This is a genomic window from Spirobacillus cienkowskii (assembly GCF_037081835.1).
GTDB classification, from domain to species: Bacteria; Bdellovibrionota_B; Oligoflexia; order Silvanigrellales; family Silvanigrellaceae; genus Silvanigrella; species Silvanigrella cienkowskii.
On sequence record NZ_CP146516.1, the window covers coordinates 1,043,472 to 1,064,756 of the forward strand.

18 protein-coding genes are annotated in these 21,285 nt (G+C 34.4%); 4 read left to right on the plus strand and 14 right to left on the minus strand.

The window, feature by feature from the left end:
• Positions 1–8: 8 nt before the first annotated feature.
• The 7 genes from pyrF to purB are packed head-to-tail and all read right to left on the minus strand — an operon-like array spanning position 9 to position 8,889.
• A complete protein-coding gene (pyrF, locus tag Spiro2_RS04665; RefSeq protein WP_338637384.1) occupies positions 9–800 on the minus strand; it encodes an orotidine-5'-phosphate decarboxylase in 792 nt (263 codons plus the stop codon).
• Positions 781–1,983 (minus strand): 5-(carboxyamino)imidazole ribonucleotide synthase, encoded by a 1,203-nt coding sequence (locus Spiro2_RS04670; RefSeq protein WP_338637385.1) that lies wholly within the window; start codon positions 1,981–1,983, stop codon positions 781–783. The genes pyrF and Spiro2_RS04670 overlap by 20 nt, the downstream gene beginning before the upstream one ends.
• Before the next feature lie 12 nt (positions 1,984–1,995).
• Positions 1,996–2,478, minus strand: coding sequence for a 5-(carboxyamino)imidazole ribonucleotide mutase (purE, locus tag Spiro2_RS04675; RefSeq protein WP_422398027.1), 483 nt, complete (start codon positions 2,476–2,478; stop codon positions 1,996–1,998).
• A gap of 19 nt (positions 2,479–2,497) precedes the next feature.
• Positions 2,498–3,973, minus strand: coding sequence for an amidophosphoribosyltransferase (purF, locus tag Spiro2_RS04680; protein WP_338637388.1), 1,476 nt, complete (start codon positions 3,971–3,973; stop codon positions 2,498–2,500).
• The gene (locus tag Spiro2_RS04685) at positions 3,943–6,483 is read right to left on the minus strand and encodes an AIR synthase related protein (protein WP_338637389.1); all 2,541 of its coding nucleotides are present in this window, start codon (positions 6,481–6,483) and stop codon (positions 3,943–3,945) included. Before Spiro2_RS04685 ends, purF begins: the two co-directional genes overlap by 31 nt.
• Entirely contained in the window at positions 6,476–7,282 is an 807-nt protein-coding gene (locus tag Spiro2_RS04690; protein WP_338637390.1) for a phosphoribosylformylglycinamidine synthase subunit PurQ, read from the minus strand. Before Spiro2_RS04690 ends, Spiro2_RS04685 begins: the two co-directional genes overlap by 8 nt.
• A complete protein-coding gene (gene purB, locus Spiro2_RS04695) occupies positions 7,279–8,889 on the minus strand; it encodes an adenylosuccinate lyase (RefSeq protein WP_338637392.1) in 1,611 nt (536 codons plus the stop codon). The genes Spiro2_RS04690 and purB overlap by 4 nt, the downstream gene beginning before the upstream one ends.
• 313 nt (positions 8,890–9,202) lie before the next feature.
• On the opposite strand from purB, the gene Spiro2_RS04700 reads away from it, so the two are divergent.
• Positions 9,203–11,050, plus strand: a complete 1,848-nt coding sequence (locus Spiro2_RS04700; protein WP_338637394.1) for a hypothetical protein — start codon at positions 9,203–9,205, stop codon at positions 11,048–11,050.
• 330 nt (positions 11,051–11,380) lie between these two features.
• Here the strand turns inward: Spiro2_RS04700 and Spiro2_RS04705 are convergent, their stop codons facing one another.
• From Spiro2_RS04705 to Spiro2_RS04720, 4 genes are all read right to left on the minus strand, one after another.
• Positions 11,381–11,755, minus strand: coding sequence for a DDE-type integrase/transposase/recombinase (locus Spiro2_RS04705; protein ID WP_338637395.1), 375 nt, complete (start codon positions 11,753–11,755; stop codon positions 11,381–11,383).
• Positions 11,756–11,911: 156 nt separating this feature from the next.
• Complete coding sequence (locus tag Spiro2_RS04710; RefSeq protein ID WP_338637397.1) at positions 11,912–12,550, minus strand: hypothetical protein; 639 nt, start codon at positions 12,548–12,550, stop codon at positions 11,912–11,914.
• Between the two features lie 29 nt (positions 12,551–12,579).
• Positions 12,580–14,658 (minus strand): tetratricopeptide repeat protein, encoded by a 2,079-nt coding sequence (locus Spiro2_RS04715; protein ID WP_338637398.1) that lies wholly within the window; start codon positions 14,656–14,658, stop codon positions 12,580–12,582.
• Positions 14,659–14,664: 6 nt separating this feature from the next.
• Complete coding sequence (locus tag Spiro2_RS04720; RefSeq protein WP_338637399.1) at positions 14,665–15,108, minus strand: hypothetical protein; 444 nt, start codon at positions 15,106–15,108, stop codon at positions 14,665–14,667.
• A gap of 165 nt (positions 15,109–15,273) precedes the next feature.
• On the opposite strand from Spiro2_RS04720, the gene thyX reads away from it, so the two are divergent.
• A complete protein-coding gene (gene thyX, locus Spiro2_RS04725) occupies positions 15,274–15,996 on the plus strand; it encodes an FAD-dependent thymidylate synthase (protein WP_338637400.1) in 723 nt (240 codons plus the stop codon).
• A gap of 161 nt (positions 15,997–16,157) precedes the next feature.
• A complete protein-coding gene (locus Spiro2_RS04730; RefSeq protein WP_338637401.1) occupies positions 16,158–17,126 on the plus strand; it encodes a flagellin in 969 nt (322 codons plus the stop codon).
• 61 nt (positions 17,127–17,187) lie between these two features.
• Here the strand turns inward: Spiro2_RS04730 and Spiro2_RS04735 are convergent, their stop codons facing one another.
• The 3 genes from Spiro2_RS04735 to Spiro2_RS04745 are packed head-to-tail and all read right to left on the minus strand — an operon-like array spanning position 17,188 to position 19,990.
• Entirely contained in the window at positions 17,188–17,901 is a 714-nt protein-coding gene (locus Spiro2_RS04735; RefSeq protein WP_338637402.1) for a hypothetical protein, read from the minus strand.
• Between the two features lie 56 nt (positions 17,902–17,957).
• A complete protein-coding gene (locus Spiro2_RS04740; RefSeq protein WP_338637403.1) occupies positions 17,958–19,373 on the minus strand; it encodes a POTRA domain-containing protein in 1,416 nt (471 codons plus the stop codon).
• 17 nt (positions 19,374–19,390) lie between these two features.
• The gene (locus Spiro2_RS04745) at positions 19,391–19,990 is read right to left on the minus strand and encodes a TetR/AcrR family transcriptional regulator (RefSeq protein ID WP_338637405.1); all 600 of its coding nucleotides are present in this window, start codon (positions 19,988–19,990) and stop codon (positions 19,391–19,393) included.
• Between the two features lie 144 nt (positions 19,991–20,134).
• Between Spiro2_RS04745 and Spiro2_RS04750 the strand changes: the two genes are divergently transcribed.
• Positions 20,135–21,250, plus strand: a complete 1,116-nt coding sequence (locus tag Spiro2_RS04750) for a hypothetical protein (RefSeq protein WP_338637406.1) — start codon at positions 20,135–20,137, stop codon at positions 21,248–21,250.
• The last annotated feature ends 35 nt before the right edge of the window (positions 21,251–21,285 follow it).

Here is a 21,285-nt window from a genome sequence, read left to right on the forward strand (position 1 = left end):
GTGTTCCTTTAGAAATATTGTTGAATCTCATTTAGGTTTTTGTGCATTTGCAGGGTAGTCGTGTTACCTCCTGCAAAAATAGCTCTGCTAATAGGAAAAATAATTTCATTGGGTTGGTTAGCGCATTCTTGAATAATATTCCATTTTTGTGATTGAAAACCAAGACCAGGTGCCAGTATTGATAGGCCACTGTCTTTAATTTCGGGCGATAAAAGAATAGAATTATGATTAGCTCCAACAACAACACCTGCTATTTGATACAAATCAGTCGTATTTTTAAAAACCTCTTTTTGTTGCTTGCTGGTTGCTAGTAAAATATTTTTCCAGTTATTGTGAATAAAAGATAATTCTTGCGAACTAGATTCTGTGGTTGCACAAAGAATATAAACTCGACCTCTTTTTCCCCATCTTTTTGCACAGTATTCAAAAGAAACTTGAATAGACTTTTCTCCAAGAAAGGGGCTAATGGTTAATCCATGAACTCCTAATGTGTTGAAAGCAAAATGAAGATATGCTTGGAGAGAGTTTGAAATATCATTAAACTTGCCATCTAAAATAATTGTAAAAGTATTTTGAAATTGCGCAACCAATTCTTCAAGCAAAAGTAATCCTTTATTTCCAAAAGAAAGAAAAAAAGCGAATTGTGGTTTAATAATAATATTGTAGAGCGAATTTTTACAAAAATCTAGAATTTCCATATGTTTGTACACACATTCTTTAAATTGTTTAAACTTATGTTCTGTTGGATTAGGATCAATCCCTAAACAAAGTTTAATATTTTTATTTAATTTGTTTTGCACTTAATTGCTCCTTAAATGTATCTGCAACAAGAATAGAAGTTTTTTGATCATTGGAATACGTAACAAAATGTCCCATTTTTCTTTTTGAAGTTGGTTCTATTTTTCCATAAAGAGTAATATCAATCACTTCAGGAAAGTTTTTCCATGCAGCTAAATTTAAAGTTTTATTATTATTAAAATCTTGTGCTAACCAAGTTTCGCCAAGTAAATTAGTCATACAGTAATTTCCTGGTAATAATTGGGGTGAGTGTAAAGGATAATTTAACAACACACGAGCCAATGCATCAAACTGGCTAAAGTTACAAGATTTTTGAGTTATGTGTCCAGAGTTATGAGGACGAGGTGCAAATTCATTAATATAAATATATAAATCTTCTATATTTTTTTGTTTATCTAAATGTGATGGTTTTTTAGTAATAAAAAATTCAGTTGTTAATAATCCAACTACATCTAAATCTTGTGCCGCTTGTAACGCAAGCATTTTAATTTTTTCTTGCACAGCGGTTGGCAAAGATGAAGGTAATGTTGTTTGATGTAAAATATTATTAACATGTATATTATCAAAAATTGGAAAACAAACACTAGAACCTTGCATATTGCGTGCAACAATACAACTTGCTTCTTGTAAAAGTGAAAGTTTTTCTTCAAGAATTAGAGGAACAAAATTTTCTTTTGTCAAAGTTTTTATAAATTGATTTAATTCATTAGAACTATTAATTATCCACTGCCCTTTTCCATCATAACCACCAGCAGCTGTTTTAATAATATATGGAAACGGAAAATCATCTGTAACTTTAATTAAATTATCATAATTTTCTATTGAAATAAATTGGCAAGTTGGATAATTATGTTGTAATAAAAAATTTTTTTCTAAAATTCTGTTTTGGGTTGTCTTTAAAATTTCTATTGAAGGAAAAATTTTTTTCCCAGTTTGTTGTTGTAACTTAGTTAAAAGTTCAGTGGGTACATTTTCAAATTCATATGTTATAATATCACATTCAGAAAAAAATGAAGATAACTTTTCGTAATCTAGCCAACAAGCTTGATAAAAAAAAGGTGTGCGTAAAAACGAAGGCGAAAAGGGTTCTGGTGCATAAAAAATGACTTTACAACCTAATTTTTGCAGCGCATCAGAGAGCATACTTCCAAGTTGACCACCACCTAAAATTCCAATTGTTTTCATAAAACAGAGTCCTTATTTTAAGACACATTTTTCTTGAATTTTTTTATTTCCTGCAAGCGCCATTTGCCCATTTTCTTTTCGCCAAATCATAATTTTTTCAAGCAGATTTAAATTTTCTAAAGAAAGAATTTGAATGGCAAATAATGCAGCATTGCTGGCGCCAGCAGAACCAATTGCAAAGGTAGCAGTAGGGATACCCTGAGGCATTTGCACAATCGATAACAGGCTATCAATTCCGTGTAACGCTTTGGACATGACAGGAACAGCCAATACGGGCAAAGGCGATAATGCACTGACCATGCCTGGCAGGTGAGCGGCACCTCCCGCACCTGCAATAATTATTTTAATACCTCTTTTATGCGCTGTTTTTGCATATTCAAACATCAATTCTGGTGTTCGATGGGCACTGATAATTTGAATTTCGTAAGGAATATGAAACTCTATTAAAATATTTTCTGCATGCTGTAAGGTTTCGTAATCAGATTGGCTTCCCATAATAATGCTTATAATAGGATTAGCATTCACTTTGGCAATCTCCATAAATTGGGTGAGTATTTTGTGTAGGATTTTGTTGAAAATGTGTATTTTGTTTTTGGTACTCACCAGAAAAGCAAGAAACACACCAACCACCATTTTTCGATTTGCTGTTGCAGAGTGTGGATGGAGATAATTTTTGCATTACTTTTAAGAGTTGGGTTTGGGAAAGAAAAGCAAGAGTGGTGGATTTTAAAAAACGATTCATGTCTTCCAAGGAAAGTTGCTGTGCAAGAAGCTCCTTTCGTTTTGGAGTGTCTATCCCATAAAAGCACGGAAATTTTACAGGAGGAGAACCAATTCTTAAGTGAACTTCTGATGCTCCTGCTTCGTAGAGAAGTTCAATAATTTTTCTTGAGGTTGTTCCTCTGACAATGCTGTCATCAATGACAATAATTTTTTTGCCACGAATTGTTTCGCGAACAGGATTGAGTTTTAAACGGACTTTAAAGTTTCGTACGTTTTGTGCGGGTTCGATGAACGTGCGGCCGACATAGTGATTGCGGATAAATCCAATTTTATAGGGGATACGAGAAGCATGGGCATAACCCATTGCCATGGGAACACCACTATCGGGCACAGCAATCACCATATCTGCGGCTACAGGAAGGCTGTTAGCGAGCTCTTCTCCCAATGCAAACCGAGAATTTTGCGCAAGAATATTCCAGACAAGACTATCGGGGCGAGCAAAATACACATGTTCAAATACGCAGCGTGCTGGTGTTGGGTTTGGCTCACGTGATTGATGAAGTGCGTAAGATTGCATTTCTCCGTTAGACAAATTTATAGAAAGAATTTCTCCAGGAAGCAGATCGCGAATAAATTGTGCGCCAACTAAATCCATGGCACAGGTTTCACTTGCGATGATCCAGCTTTCAATGCTGTTTTCTTTTTGCATTTTGCCGAGTGAGAGTGGGCGATAGGCAAAGCTATCCACCACAGCGTAAAGATGAGTTGGAGTCAGCAATAAAATTGAAAATGCACCTGTCAGTTGTTCAAAAGCAGAAACAAGCTTTTCAATAAAATTAAGTTTGTTGCTACGCGCAATGAGATGCAGGATAATTTCGCTATCGGATGAGGCGTGAATAATAGAACCGGAGGATTCTAAAAAGTTTCTCAATTCTTTAGAATTTTCGATGTTGCCATTATGAGAAAGTGCAACTGGCATGCCGTGAACATTTGCAGTAATGGGCTGAATATTGGAGTGGGTATTGCCTCCTGCCGTACTGTAACGCACATGTCCAATTGCGTTATTGCCTTGTAACGCTGTGAGTGTGTGTTCTTTAAACACATCTGCGACAAGGCCCATGTCTCGGTGAGTGCGGATATCGGGAATTTGTGTTTCTGTTACAGAAATTCCCGCGCTTTCTTGCCCTCTGTGTTGCAGGGCAAATAAACCTAAATAAGCAATTTTAGAAGCATGCTCTACGTTTGTGACACCAAAGACTCCGCACATAAATAAGGTTCCTTGTCTGCACAGGAAAGGGTATTGAAAAACTGTTTTAACGTTAAACAATAATTCTGATAAACTTTCTTAAAATCAAAAACAGGCATTGCAATGTTACAGTTTTGTGGTTTTAGTTCAGCAACTTTTTGAACACTGAAATTTGGATATTGTCTTTGTAAAAACTGCTTTTCAGCATTTTTATTTTTAAAACTAATGAGAAATCCCATATTGCCCTCTGCAAAAAGCTTTTCAGCGGGCATTTTCCATAAGAATTTGCTTAATTCTAAGTCGCACATCGATTTTAACGACGTCGCTATAAGAGTGCCAAGTAAACCACCGTGGCCAATAGGATTACAAAGAAAAAGTTCGTTTTGTGCAATACTTGTTGAAATAATTCGCCATAGTTCTTTTTCAATTGAAATTTCAACTTTTGGACAGTCAGCGTTTTCGTCACCCAATAGCCAAGCTGTTTGCGAGGCTCTGTAACTTGAAGACTCAAAACCATTTTTAGGCATAATATGATAAAGTGAGACTGAGTCTGATTGCGTTTTGGTAAAATAATTTTGTGTTAAAGAATTTAACGGAACAGAATTGATGTTATCAACCCTGCCTAATACTCCAACCATCGGCGTTGGTGGAATTGCATTGCCATCAGTTTGATTATTGAGGCTGACATTACCGCTTACTACAGGGATGCGAAACTCTGTTGCGACTAAGTTTATTCCATCAATAATATCTGATAATTGCCTGAGCACTGTTGCGGATTTGGGGTTGCCTAAATTGAGGCAATCTGTCATTGCTAAAGGCACTGCACCAGAAGCAACAATTTTTCGAGCAATTTTAATCACAGAAAGCGCAGTTCCATGTAAGGGATCAAGCTCAACCCACCGTTCTTCACAGCCACCTGCGACGGCAATACCTGTGGCTGAGGGGACTCCATAACTATCTTTTTCTTGAGCATAGTTTGGGAGCCTGACGACGCCCGCAGCAGCTGACTGCAACGCTCCACAACCCGCAACTGTATTTCCCTGAACCGTAGAGCAGTAGTTATGAAATACTGCTGAGCGATCGGAAAAAGAGGGATGTGCAAAAAGATTTGCAATGAGTTGAGGGTATTTTTCAACTAAAAGCTCTAAAGATAAATGATTTTGAATATCCTTATGTGCCTCAGGATTTGAGGCTTTTAATGTTAAAGAAGGTTTATTCTCTGTATTGAAATTCAACTCTTCTTGACTCTTGTTATTAATAATTTTGTGTTGTTTAAGATATTCGTCACGATTTAGACTTGTATGTTGATAGCGCGGCGCTTTATCGACCAACACAGAGATAGGTGTTGCTGTAACAATTTTGTTATCAAATATGCATGTAAATAAACCTGTTCGATTGATTTTTCCAATAATTGCATAAGCGATTTTATGGTGTTCTAGTTCGAGGCAAACTGCATTGATATTTTTTGGTGTTACGGCACAGAGCATTCTTTCTTGAGATTCGCTGAGTAAAATTTCCCATGCCTGCATATCACTCATTCTTTGAGGAACGTTATTTAAATTTAAAGCCACTCCATATCCAGATCGCGCAGCCATTTCAACAGAGCTGGAGGTGATTCCTGCTGCTCCCAAATCTTGTAAACCAACGACAAGATTTTTTTCGATGAGCGATAGTGTTGCATCAAATAGGACTTTTCCAGCAAAAGGATCGCCAACTTGAACAGTTGGTTTGAGAGACGTATCTAAACTTGAAAACTCTGCGCTGCTCATTGTTGCGCCATGAACGCCATCGCGGCCTGTTGCCGAGCCAAAATAAATCAAAACATTTTCATTTTCTGGAAAAAGTACAGAATTTAAATTTTCTGTTAATTCTTCCTGAATTTGAGGCACGATATTTGATGAATTTGAAACATGAATCTTATTTTTTTGATCAGAGACAATCCCTTTAAAAATTTTCTCTTTGTGGACAAGACCTGCGCAAAAAGCATTCACAAGAATATTTTTGCTATAATTATAATGAAAACTAATGTCTCCTGTCACGTTTGGAACGCCAAAAGCGTTACCATAATTTGCAACGCCACGAACCGTATCGCGAAGCAAATGCGCGTTCCAAGTTCCTTCGCCAAAACGCAGACAATTTAATGCAGCAATTGGATATGCACCCATACAAAAAACATCTCTGAGTATCCCTCCAACACCTGTTGCGGCGCCTTGATAGGGTTCGATAAAGCTAGGATGATTATGTGATTCCATTTTAAATGCAATTGCATACTCTTTGTTGATGGCAACAACACCAGCGTTTTCTCCAGGGCCTTGCAGTACCCATGGTTCTTCAGTGTGTAAATTTTTTAAATATGATTTTGAAGATTTATAGGAACAGTGTTCGCTCCATAATGCACCACATGCCGCAATTTCTTCTAGTGATGGAGTGCGTTTTAAATCATCACAAAACTTTTGAAACTCTTCTGGAGTTAAACCAAAACGAGCAGAAGCGTTATTTAGATTTTGAGAAATAGCAGTTGAATTAGACATGGTATTTGGCCCCTTCAAATAATTTTTCTGCAAAGTTTGCCAATGGGCTTCCTGAGCGAATTTTTATTTTTTGTGATTGCGCAATACCAAGTAAAAAAACGAGACCTTCGTCACTACCAAGAATAAGATCTGAGGCGCGTTCTGGATGTGGCATCATTCCAAATATTTTTCCACTAGAATTGGTAAGACCTGCAATAGATTTATAGCTTCCATTTTCGTTATTATTATAAAAAACAACAGCGTTTTTTTCTGCAAGAGCTTTTTCTGTGTTGCTCCGGGGAGGAAGCCAGTTGCCCATGCCGCATGACATTGGAATAAAAAATTCTTTAGAAAAAATGCTTTCAATTAACTTGAATTGATGTTCGTGAAATTTAGGAATCCAGACACAGTTATTTTCTTGATTGGTTGTAAGAAAATAATTTTTTTCAACACGAATTGATACAGGAAAATGATGATGTTGTTTTGTGACATTTTTTACAAGTGTTCCTGGAAGCAAGCCGCTTTCACACAATATTTGAAAGCCATTACAGATTCCTAAAATTGGTATGTCACTTTGTGCGAGCTTTTTAACAAAAGTCATTTCTTCGGTACGAGCCGCAATTGCCCCTGCGCGTAGATAGTCTCCAAAACTAAATCCGCCTGGAATAAAAAGGGCATCAATCTCTTCGGGAAGAATAGAATGATGTTTTTTTAAATTTAAAAATTCAACCTCTGTTTCAAGATTTTCTGAAAACCAGAGAAATGATTCTTTTTCACAGTTAGTTCCAGGAAAAACCGGGATTAAGGTTTTTTTCTTCATTGGATGACCTCAATCGTAAACTGCTCAATAACGTGGTTTTGAAGAACCTCGCAAGCATATTTTTTGATATTTTCTAACGTTGTATGATGTGGCATGTGAATCAGAAAGCACTTTTGTTGGCGCAAACTTACAATCTCATTGCCAGATGTTCTCATATCGTTTGCAATTGTTTTGGCCTCAGTGTCAAGCACATCTGGCATGAGTGAAACAGTTACTTTGATAATTTTTTGTAATGCAGGGACTTTGCAATAAATAGGCTCATTTACCTTACGCTTATAATCATCTGGCGATACGCCAAACACGCGTTTAAACGTTGCTGGAACAGAGGTTAAATAATTATCTGTATTAAAAACTTGAGACAGGGTTTCTACACCAACAGTGTCACAAACTTTTTTATGTTGTAAAAGTTTATTAAGAAACTCTTTATCGATCACAGTTGCAATTGCGACTTTTGGCGAAATTTCAAGGGCAATTGATTGCACCAGTTCATAAGCATCAGTGCGGTTTATGCCTTTAGAAACCAGTGCAGTTAAAACGCTTTGACTTGCCCAGAGGCCGCCTGTTTTCCATAAATTTGTTTCCATTGCTTTTGGATTGATTTGCATCTCGGCAATTAAATACGCACAACGCGAAATCATAAAATCAACAGTTACAAAAAGATCAGGTAGCGCAAGGCGCTCAGTGCTACTGTGCGAAATATCTCTTTCATGCCAAAGTGCAATATTTTCTGACAGCATTGCAGCATAGCCTCGAATTGTCCGAGCTAAACCGCACAAATTTTCAGAAAGGATTGGATTTTTTTTGTGCGGCATAGCCGAACTGCCTTTTTGTTTTTTTCCAAAAGGTTCTAAAACTTCTCCAAGTTCTGTGCGCGCCCAGTGGCGTAAATTTGTTGCAAACCTTTCGATAGCGTTTGATACAGATAAAATACTAGAAATCACAGAAAGCACTCTATCGCGCGGTATAATTTGTGTTGCCACAGTTTCTGGCTGTAGATTTAATTGGCTAAGAACCTCAAATTCAAACTGCGGTGTGAGTTGAGAGTATGTTCCGACAGCACCCGAAAGCTTGCCAAATGAAATCGTGTGGTGCGCTTCAAGAATTGCGCAGTGGGCTCGTTGAAACTCTGCAAAATGGCTACTGAGAACTTGTCCAAAGCTCATGGGTTCTGCATGAATGCCGTGGGTGCGGCCTATGCAAACAGTATGAGAGTGCTCAAAAGCTCGTTTGGCCAAATTTTCACGTAGGTTAAAAAGTGTATTTGAAATAATTTCAAGCGATTGACGAATACGCAAAGAAAGAGCGGTGTCCACAACGTCTGAGCTTGTTAAGCCTTTGTGGAGAAAGTGTCCGTTCTCCGCCATACTTTCGCCTATTTCTGCAACAAAAGCAATAACGTCATGCCCGGTTTCTTGCTCTCTTCTTAAAAAATCTGAGTTATTTTTAGTTGTTATTGCGTAATCAAAAGCATCTAAAACAGAGTTAGGGGCTTGGCCAAAATGAATAAGAGCTGAAAGATGTGCTCTTTCTACCTCGGCCCATGACCTGTATTTGGCTTCTTCAGTCCAGATCTTTTTCATTTCTGGTCGAGAATAACGTTCAATCATGATGCAAACCTCCGCTTAAATTTAGTCTGTTCACACTATTAAGTTTTCTTAAAAAAAAATTGGTATTAGGACAAGGGGCGGTAGAAAATATTAAAGATTCCTGTTTTTTGAATTTGCTGCTAACAGTGACCCAGACTCGAAAAACTGTGAGAACTCAGCTTAAGCTTAAATTTAAAAAACTGCTTGATTATGGTGTTTTATGTTTAATTTGCTAAAATTATTGCATTATATTTTAAATAATATTTGAAAATAAATTGAATTAATAATAAAAAAAGAACGAAAAGAGGTATTATTTAGAATGCAAGGAGTAAATATGATTAAGTTTAAAAAAATTTACGTTTTTTATGGTATACTTGGAACAATCGGCGCATTTATAAGCTGCTCTGACCAAGTCGATAAACCTTATACGCCACCAGAATTAAATATCCCTCCAAAATCAAATACACCTCCTCTTACGCCGTCTCGTTCTGAGCCTCCTAGTCCAGAGTCTGACAAATTAGTGTATCCTGAAATTTTTTGTAGGTTGAATGGTTGTGCTAGTTCTATAATTTATTTATTAGATGGGGATAAGCCCTATATTGCTTATAAAAATGATCATTTTAATAATGAAAGCATAACAGGCCATAAAGAAAATATGACCAATTTTTCAAAATTTTCTATTACGAGTGATTTATCTAGTAATAAAAAATACGAATTAAAGTTGCTCAATAATAATTCTTTTTGTCGTGATTTAAAAATTAATAATAATGGAAATAATTTTGAAATATTAGATCCTATTCCTAAACTACAAAGTGCGACAGTTTGTAGTTTTCAATTAGTATTTAACAATAAAGTGGAAATTAATAACTTAGATTTATTTTTTAATTATACTTTTAATGACTGGAAAGGTGCAGCGGGTGATGGTACCGAAGCGCAAAGAGTAGCAAGACTTATTGATTCTCGAACTAAAAAACTAGATCTTAAAAATAAAAATATTCATGATTTGTCATCAATCGCAACTTTAGTTGATCTTGAAGAGCTTAATCTAGAAAATAATAAAATTACTGAAATTACGCCTTTTATTCGAGAATTAAAAAAACTCACAGCAATAAATTTTAGTCATAATAAAATTAGTGCAATCACGCCTTATATTCGAGAATTAAATAAACTGATAGCAATAAATTTTAGTCATAATATTATTAAAGAATTACCAGAAGAAATGCGAGAACTAGATTTAAAAACAATTTATTTTAATAATAACCAGTTAACTGTATTTCCAAGTTTTATAATTTATTTATGGAACCCTCATGTTATTGATTTGTCTCATAATAAAATTAAACAAATTCCAAATAATTTTAAGAAAAATTATTTTACATATTTAGAAAAATTAAGCTTAGATAACAATATTATTGAAGAATTATCTGGTAATATCTTTGAAACAGACTTGCAAAACATATCTTTAAGGCACAATAAAATTCAGAAAATCAATGATTTTGACTTGGTTTTATCAAGCTATACTAAAAGTATTGATTTAAGTCATAATCAGTTGAGTCAAAAATTTAATATTAGTAATTTTAGTAGGCTTAAAAAATTTGATTTGAGTCATAATAAGTTTAAATCTTTTCCAATTATTGCAAATAATAGTAGCACTTTTATTGAAGAAATTATTCTTAATGATAATGCTATTCAAGGTGAAATAGATCTTTTAAATTTTAGTAAATTAACAAATGTAAATTTAAATAATAATCAACTTTCACTTGTTCCGCGTTTTGACATGTACCAAGCAGATGGAGTTGTTTCTTTAAAAAATAACAAGTTTACAAATTTTGCAAAGTACCAAGGTGTGAAAACTTTATCTGTTGCTAGTTCGATTGATCTTTCTAATAATCAAATTACATCAATGCTGCATTTTCCTGGTTATGTTAGGAAAAAATTAAATTTGGAAAATAATTTATTAGCAGAAATTTCATATAATACTTTTAATGGTAATTTGATTTCAAATACGCCTAGTGGATTTGAAGTAAATTTAAAAAATAATCGTATTGTTAAAATAGACTGTAAATTTTTTAACGCACACATGACAAGCAATCGAAATATTTTATTAGAAGGGAATCCTGGTTTTCCAAGCTTTGGTCTTAATATAACTGAATCCGCTCCTGGTTATCAACATTGTCTAAAATAAAACGTTAACACTCAGAAATTCAGTTTTTAAATTCAAATGATTTACTGATTTTTAAAGCAGAGTTGGCAAGCAACCCAGCTGCCAACTCAACCCCATCCCAACAACGTCTTTCCCATAACCTTTTTTAAAATGCGTCATGACGAGGGAGTGAAGACAAATGTTTTTAAATAATTTTTTGCTGTCACCTTTTCTCTAGCGTTGAGTGTCGCAAAACGGGATGGGATAAAAAAATAATTAATAATTTTAATATTATATATTGTTAAAATTAAAAAAAAGGCCATTTGGAAAAAAGGCCTTTAAATTAAAACTATGAGAAGCAATAAAAAAAATTTAGTTAATTTCTAAAGACTTTTTAAAAAAAGATTTTGCAGAACTTAAATTCTTTTTATCTCGCATACAGATGCTTAACGTTGCATCATGGCGATCGCACGCGCGATACATGTACTTCCAGCTTCCGTTGCATTTTATGTATGATTCTTCTACTTCATAGTTGGGAATACGTTTACGATTTTTTTTCTCAATTTTGTCGCCAAACTTTTGAACCCATTCATAGATTGTTTTATGAGAAACTTCAACACCATGTGCAAGCATTTTTTCAGATACTGAGCGAAAAGTCATATTATTTTGAAAATAAAATTGAACAGCTGTTTCAATAACTGCCCATGGATAGCGGTGTTGTTTGTCAATTCTTTCTTTAATTGCCATTAAAAAGCTCCTTGGAAATAACGAAATTCGTATTTGTTCACGTCTCTTAGAAAAAAGTAACGTAACAGTAAATTTTGATATATCAAATGTTTTTTAGAGGCAAGAGTTTATTTCTATTATTTTTTTAGAAAATTATTTGCAAAGAAGCGCAACACACTAAGAGATTACAAGAGCGTCAGATACAGTATTAATATCAAGTATTTGGGCGAACTGAGCACTCATTCCAATCCAACGTTCAATTTCTGGTTTCACCATTCCAACAAGCACATAGCAAGCATCTTTTGAGTGATCGTGAACAGCAAGTAGGGTTGCATCTTCAACATGTTTCGCAATTAAGTCAAGTTGCCTTAAAAAAACTTGCGCATTAGCTTCTAACTGTTCAGGATCTTTGTTTAAAAGATAAATTGGACGAGCGCCTAATGATAAAAATAAATTGCAATCATTTAAAAGTATCTCTAAGTTTTTTTCATAATCTTTTCCAGATTCCCATAACTGCAAAGTGACAACTTTGAGATCATGAACAAGTAATCCAGCCATATCAATAGCAACTTGAAGACTTTCATAAGAAAGTTGCTGAGGGGTATCAAGCTTAACATCGATAGTATCTTCGACTTCTAATTTTATGCGATGAAATTCTGGATTTTCAAGATCAATGGCACTATTATTAATGCTTAATGCAGTGACTGCGCTATTATTTTTTTCAGCTATTGCATCCAATTTATTGATGAGATTTGAAAGTGTATCAATACTTTGTAGTGGTGGGACTCTCTTTCCATTTATTCTCACATCAGCCATTATAGCTCCTCCTTGACGACAAAAAATTATTAAGCAGGTTTCTTTTGATTTTCTGTTTTTTGAATTTGTGCAATAAGACTGTGTGCTCTGCTATTCATAGGATCAAGTGCTAAAATATTTTCCATGAGCTGCAATGCGGCGTCTTTTTGTCCAGTTTTAAAGGCAACGGTGCCAAGTGTGTAAATCATATTGACATCGTGAGGATGCATTCCAATATATCTCACCAATACACGTTCTAAGTCTGCAAATTCTTCTAATTCAAATGATAATTTTACAAGATTAAAGATGGCAACAGTATTGTCTGCCTTCAAATGGCATGCGCGAACAGTCCAAGAAAGAGATTCTTTCAGTTCGTTTAAGCCTTCAAACGCCAAACCTAATCCTAAACTTGCCATGTCGTCATTGGGTGCCAGGCTAACAGCCTTTTGAAATTGTGGAACGGCAACATTGTAATTGTTTCGTTGTAATGCCACTGTACCTAAGCCGATAAAGCATTTTGCGCAATAAGGATCGAGTTCTAATGCTTTTGTATAATTTGCAACGCCACTGTCTAAATCACCAAGTTTGGTAAAGCAATCACCAATTAATCGATAAAGATTACCTTGTTGTACAACAGATAGTCCGGGTTTTTGAAATGCTTGAGATATTAAATTAATGGCATCAATATATTGTCTTGCAATGACCATTTCTTCTACTTGTTGAATTAATTTAGATGTGTTTTCTGATTCAATAATTGGTGTATTAGCAATTAGTGTTTTAAAAATTTCTGTAATTTCATTTGTTGTTTTTTCAAAGGGAAACTCATTTGCAATCGCTTTTTTAATAGCATTTTTAACACTGGACACTTTGTCTTGTTTTTCGATTGTTTCTTGCATTAAACGGGCAAGACTATGAATACTTCCCGCAGAAAATGTTTTATAAAATCGACTAACCCATTCTCCAATCCAATTATTGCCATTAGAAATAGTGATGATTTCTGATGATAAGGCGCATAACACATCATAAGTGCTATCTAAAAATTTAAGTGCATTGCCATTTACAGGAGAAATTGGGGCATGAATCACCGCGTCACATAAAGAAATAACAGTAGAAAATTGATTGCCAACAATTTCTTTTAATCCCTCTCCATTAGGATTTAAAAAATACACATGGTCATCAAGACCCATTTCCACAACACTTTGTCGAATGTCAGCACCTGCAGATCCGGTGCCACAAAAGCACAAGCGTGCCCGACCTTGAAAAGAAGGGTTACTTTGTAATAGATTTTTAAAAGCAAATGCCGAATCGAGGGCACCCGACTCGATTTCAAGGGGACCTAAATGAAAAAATATAAAATCTGTTTCCGGTAATCCAAGAGCTGCGCGAAGTTCAATTCTTCGCATCGTAGATAATTCTGAAGAATAGCGCTTGGGATTGATAGTTCTTGGCACTCTTCTAATTCTTTGGGAACTCACGTCTTCCAAATAAGACCAAGTTGCTCCATCTTTATCAAAACATAAAATGATATCCGAATTTTTTAGCACTTCTTTTCTGACTGTCCGTTCTCTCGCGATATGTGGTAAGGGAGAACCATTTGGTGATCGTGTGCCTAGGTTTGCATGAGGAGGGCGTGGTGCATTTTGCCAAATGACCAACCGAGCTTGATTTATTCTTTTTACTTTAGACGCTTGATAACTTGCTAATGAGTTTTCTCCTAATGAAACGATAACAGAGTATTGCTCGAGTTCTTTTTCAATACCAGATAAAAATGTTTTGTTTTCATGCATTGAATCTAAGGTATAACAGGTTAAATAAAGAGGTGTATTTGAGGCGTGCAGATGCCGTGCAAAATGGATAAAAGCCTTTTCTTCATGAATGTTGGTGTACAAAGAACCTTCTAAACCTAATTTTTGAACACACGAATTCCAAATCTCTAATTCGCAAGGGTGCGGCAATTGTGGTGCAACAAATGCAATCTTTTTTGATTTTTGAACTTCTTGAACATTATGCTTTGCTTGAATTTCTGCAATCTTTTTGCCCATGTCTCCTTCAATATAAGCCATCAACTGTTCTGGACCCCAAGTTTGGGCGTTTTTAACAATACTTTCCAGGGAGCAGCTTTTTGTCATCTTATGTTAACCTCTTAGCGAAGATTGAGAATTGATATAAGCATTTGAAACTTTGCGATGAGACTGAACCCGCACCAGTTCTGTGTGCATTAGTTTGAGAAAATGACTTAAAAGATTTTTAAAATTCAGATCGTGCTCCCATAAAATATTTTGTAAAAGTGAAATTTCACTTTTAAATTTTGGATGGTGCTTGATTCCTTGAATAAAAGCAGAGACCATACCTTCTCTTTTTTTTAAAAATTTTTTTGTTAAAAGGGTAAGTTCTTCTTCTGATAAAATTTTATTCGGATTTTTTATATTTATTTGATTGCATAAGGATGTATGTAGGAAAGTCCATCTGCGCCAAAAATGTTCAAATTCTTGTTTTAATGGAGATAAATCAAAGCCTTTGGAAAGTTCCGAAATGAATTTGTGATATGCTAAAAATTGTTGATCTTCAGTATTATCCACGCAAATACCTTCCTGTAAATTTTTTTGATGCAGACACTTTTAATTTTATTTGATTGCTCTACTATTAATCAATTTTGAATGCATGTTGCTTTTTTGGCTAAAATCCTGCATTTTTTTCTTTGCGATAGGCAAATTTTATCTCGTTATTTTAAGGAGATCATTCTGATGAAAGAAAAATTGATTGGGTCAAAAATTCAAGTTGATGACGGCTCTGTTACGTTAATGGATTATATGGGTAGTGATCTTTCTGTTGTGAATGCGGCAAGAGTGAGTTTTGGCAAAAAAAAATTAGAGTTGGATGATAAAGATCTAAAACTGATAAAATATCTTGCTCATCATAAGCACATGAGCCCTTTTAGGCATGTTATCTTTTCGTTTGCGCTAGAAGGTGTATCAGAAGTTGTTTGCAGGCAACTCTATAAACATCAAGTTGGTTGTTCTTTTACAAGTGGTGAGTTTAAAGAAGCCGCCACAACATGGAACGAAATTTCTGGCCGTTACGTTGAGTTTGAACCTGAGTTTCATGTCCCTGCAGAATTTCGCAAACAACACAAAAGCAATAAACAAGCGTCGACAGAGGGGGATTGTATCTCAGAAAATCATGCCGCAAAATCTCTGTATCTTGAGACAATTGAACAGACTTATACCTCTTACAAAAAATTATTAGAAATGGGTGTTTGCAGAGAGCAGGCTCGCATGGTGATGCCAATTTGTTTTAAAAATTCACTTGTTTGGACCGCTTCTCTAGAAGCCGCAGCGCATTTTGTAAAATTACGCGATCATGATGGAGCACAACTAGAAATTAGAAATCTTGCGCGAGCAATTAAAAAATTGATTGATCCCATTTGCCCTTATTCAATTGAAGCATTAATGTCTGCAGAAAAGTAATTAAATTTTTCTACAGGATGGCAAAAATATTCCGACATGCAAAATGTACTTGCGGCAATTCGCCAACACGGTACATTTTTTTCTATTTTAGGCCAAGGATGGCCGCACCCAGTTTTCAAGTGGCTTTTGGACTGCGGTGAGTTTCAAGGAGGAGACAAGCTATGGGTTTGCGTATACAAACCAACATCCAATCCCTTAATGCCCAACGGGCTTTGAGCATTACCACCAAACAAAATGATGAGTCCATTGAGAAGGTGAGCTCTGGTTATCGCATTAACAAGGCTTCAGATGATGCTGCTGGTCTTGCTATTAGCGAAAAATTAAAAGCTGACATTCGTGGTCTTAACATGGCAAAAAGAAATGCAAGTGACGGTATTTCTTTGCTGCAAACTGCAGAAGGGGGCATGAACGAGATTGGTAATATATTAACTCGTTTGCGTGAGCTTGCAGTGCAAGGTGCGTCAGATACTGTTGGTAATACAGAGCGTGGATTTATTCACAAAGAATTTAATGCTCTAAAAGACGAAATCGATCGTATTACAAATTCTACTGAATACAACGGTACGTTATTGTTAACTGGCGGTATTGAAGGCCTACCAGAGTCAATGACTAAAAAATCGAATATTCCTCCACTTGAAGTACAAGTAGGAAAAAACTGGACTCTTGCTACAGATTCGATTGAAGAGCCATTTAATGAAGAATTTGGACGTAACCCTGTTAACATTATTCGTTTGAATTTTGATAAAATCAACACCACAACTGTTGGTTTAGGGTTGGGTCGCGCGAGCGATGAAACTATAGAATCTACAGGTGTTGCTATGGATGCTGATAATATCACATCATCCAAGAGACGCGCACAGCTTTCTATTAATAAACTTGATGATGCAATCACTAAGGTGTCAGAATTTCGTGCAGATATGGGTGCACAACAAAACCGTCTCTTCTCAACAATTGCAAACTTAGCAGTTCAATCAGAAAACTACTCTGCAGCAAATAGCCGTATCCGCGATACAGACTTTGCAGAAGAGTCAGCAAAACTCGCACAATCTGGTATTCTGAAACAAGGTGGTGTTGCAGTACTTGCTCAAGCTAACCAAAGTCCTGGAGCTGCAATGCGGTTAATTGGATAATTTCGTGATCATTTCATTACCCTATAGCGTGCCATGCGTCTTTTTTAAAGATGTATGGCATTTAAATTTTAAAGAAATTTAATGAACTATCATTTTGAATATCAATTTTTAACTCTACGGCAAGTTGATTTGCTTCTGTTAAGAAATAATTAATAGAATCACCAATAACAAGAGAATCAAATTTATTATAAACAATCATTTCTTCATCAAAAACGTGAGGAGTAAATACTGGAAAAATATTTTCTATAAAGTTTTTAGTTTTAATTTTTTCTGAATGATGATAGAAAATTTTTTGATTGAGAAATTTATTTTTAAGTTGTTGAAGCTTTTGTGGTTTAATAATAATTCCAACATCATCTGTGTCAAATGTAAGATTATTTACGGCTGTCATAAGTTGATCAAAAGAGTCTAATTTTTTGGCTTCCATTTTTTTAATAACTTTGATGAGTTCAAAAAAAGCCAAACCAACGCAATCTGCAGTTAAAGATAAAATTAAATCCTTTTTTTCCAATAAAAGCTTATCATCAATATGAGTTTTATCGCCCCCTGAGAGAAGAATAAATGTTCTATTGAGAGAAAATTTTTTTAGTTTAATTAAATTTATATCAGATATTTTTTGAGATGCTGATTTATTAGCGCTTAGGGATAATGGGTGAGTGTTTTTGAGATCATTCCAAAAATATTGATCATGGCCAATTACAGATACATGATGAATTGGGCATTTATTTAAAAATAATTTATGTATTTTCCCTGGAGCGGTTAAATTTAAAGGCATAAAAAACTCCTATTAAATAAATATTTAAATTCTCATAAATAATTATAATATAGCTTTTAAAAAAATTGAAGCAAACCAAAACTAAAGCCATAAGTGTTAAAGGGATTGAGCGTATAGGCTAAATCAAACCTGAGCGCAACTCTGTTTACTTTTAATGGAATTATTCTAATACCTGTTCCAATACTTAAGCCTATCTTGTTAGAGAATAGCTCATTGAGGTTTGTGCTTGCATATCCTGCGTCAGAAAACAATGCATGCTGAATTGCAATGTACTGATTTATATAACTTGGTATGCGAAGTTCGATGTTGCTAAACCAACTAAAATTTCCTGAAAACTCGCCATCATAAAATCCGCGAATTTTGTCGAGGCCTCCAATATAATAATGCATTGTTTCAATTTCGCTTGTGTTTATGCTTATATTAGCACGAATTGCGAGATAAGATTGGCTTGGAAGAGGAATGTGAAAAGAGCCAATTTTTAAGTTTGAATTATAGTAAAGTAAGTTATTATTAATGGCATTGTAATTATTTGTTAATTCTTTAGCTATTCCAACAGTTGTATCAAAAATAGTTGTTAAAACTAAACCATCAGACTTTAAATTATCATGATTAATTTTTCCAATAGTCAGCCTTGTTTGTAAAGAAAAAGCATCAATTTTTTTTGGAAAATTAAAATTGTTTACTTTATTAGTTGTATTTTCAGATTCAGAAAGTCCTTTTTCATCTGTATAAATACTTGTGTATACAAATCCTAATCCAAGCATAAAAGAAGGATTTATTTTAAAATCAGAAAACATATTAATATTATTTTTATGATTTGTAAAAGATCCTATAACCTTTCTTTGCTCGTTATATTTTTTAAAAACGTTGTTTTCAAGTGTTAGGTAAGTAACTATGTTAAATGGATAACCAAATACATTAGGGTTTCTAAAAAATAAATACGTCGAACAATTTTGACTTTTGCAGCCATATGTAAAATTTAGTGTATAGAATCTGCCAATAAAATTGGTATCAAACATTCCTAAAAGATAATAAGAAACTCCACCACCAGATCCAAAAAGAACATAAGGTAATAAAGTCCATTTTTCATCAAATTCTAAGACAATATCGATTTTTTGGGGATTATCAATAGATTTATATATTTTATATTGAATTGATAAAAAAATTTGCAAATTTTTTAAATTTTGTATTGAATTTTTTATTTTTTGATTTGTAAATGTCTCTCCTTCTTTAAAGTCGAAATTCAATAAAATAATATCATCACTGGTTCTATTGTTACCTTCTGTTTTAATAGAATTTATAGTTAAACCTTCTGCTTCTTCTGTAGTAAGTGTTTTTTGAAGAAAATTTTTGTTAGTCTCGTTGTATTCTGTAGCAAAAGTATTAAAATTAAAAGTTAACAATAAAAAAAATATTTTAATTATTACTTGTAATTTACGGTTTAGGATTTTATATATATAAATTAAAGACACAGTTTGTAATTATTACCTTAAGTTTTTACTACTAAAAAATTAAGCATAGCCTCTTCACTAAATTTTATGATATCATCGTAATTTTGAAAAACGCTTTCATCAAATAACCATTGTAAGGCTATTCCATCGATCATTGCAATAATCATACTTGCATATTGATTTGCATCACCATTACGAAATACGCCAAGATTTATGCCATGTTGAATTATCATAGCAATTGAATTTCTAAATTTTGCATAATGGCTAGCAACTTCTTGACGCACTTTTTCTTTTTGATCGATTAATGTCCAAAAATCCATGTTTATTCTATAATATTCTCGTTTATTTTGCACAACACTTGCGCACATCCATACTGCATTAGAAAGACGAGTTACGGGATCTGAGTTGATTTCTGTTGATTGCAGCAGTTTTTCAATATCACTACTAACATGATCTAAGACAGTCATCATTAAATCTTCTTTATTTAAAAAATAGTAATGAATAATTCCTTTTGATACATCGGCAACTTTAGCAACATCTTGCATTGAAAAATTGCTATATCCGTAACGAGTGATACATTCTATAGTTGCATTAATGATTTGAATTTTTCTTTCTGATGCGAGGTCGGAGCGGCTCATAATTTTAATTCCTGTATTTATCGTCAAATTCATATCTGGGAAGAACTGTGCGTCTTCCAAGAACCGAAATAGCTTAAGATGAAAGTATCGTGAGTCAAGTAAGTCAATAACATTTAAAGGAACTTAAGGTTTAAGGAAAGACATATGTACGATTTGCTTCAAGTCATGCAGCAAGATGGGTACCTGTCTTCAGGAGAACTTATTGCCTTAAGAAAAACTTGCAAAGAACTTGGCGAAAATCCTGTTCGTATTTTGCGTTCATTAAATATCGCTTCGCCAGAACAAATTCAAGAATATCTACAAAGGTATTTTCGAGTCAACGCATTGGGCAATCAAGCAATTTCAAAACTTGATGAAAGTTATCAAGCCTATGTTCCTATAGATCTTGCAATCCATTACAGTTGCTTTGGATTAGGAGAAGAAAATTCTGCAATATATATTGCGATGGAAGACCCTTCCGATAGGGGGGCAATTCAACAATTGCGATTTTTTTTAAATAAAAGAATCATTGCGATTGCGGCAACTGTATATCAGCTTGCAGAAGGTCTTTCTAGAATTTACAGAGTCAGTATCCCAAATTTAAAATTGACAACAGTCATTGAGCGTTCTCGGGGAGTTATTGGTGGATTGCGCTATGAGATCCCAATAGAAAGCCAATCTTTTAGCGTCAATAACAATGTTGCAGGAAATAATTTATCTCCTGATATGACTGCAGAAGTTGAAGATTTTGCAGAGTCAAGTATGCCGATACCAACTAAAAAATTGCAAAAACCACGCAATAATTCAAATGAAGAACCCTCTGCAGAAATTTCTGCCCCAGATTTAAATACTCCTGATTTATTTAATACACCATCTGTTGAACCGTTAGAAGATTCAAGTAGCAGTGAAGTTGATTCATCAACAGGCTTATTAGCGGATGATATACCACCTGATAACATGTCACAAGACGACATTTTTGAAAGCAAACCTCAGGATTTTGATGAAACTTACATCTCTCAGATTTCGGCGCTTGCTAGTTCTGCACTTGTCAAAGTTTCAATGATGTCCGATAAAAGTCAAGCAATTGAACTTATCAATAACTTGCTCGGTCCGTATCAACTTTCTGTGTCGCTTCTTGATGAAGCAAATTATCAGATTGTTGGCCAAGATTTTTCTGTACAGGGAAATTTAACGTCACGTGTTAGCAATAATCAAAACCCAATTGCGTATGCCATTGATCCAATTTTAAAATTAGTTTTAAAAATGAAAGAGTCTTCATAAATTTTATTAGTAAATCTTGCTTTTTATTTGTCGAG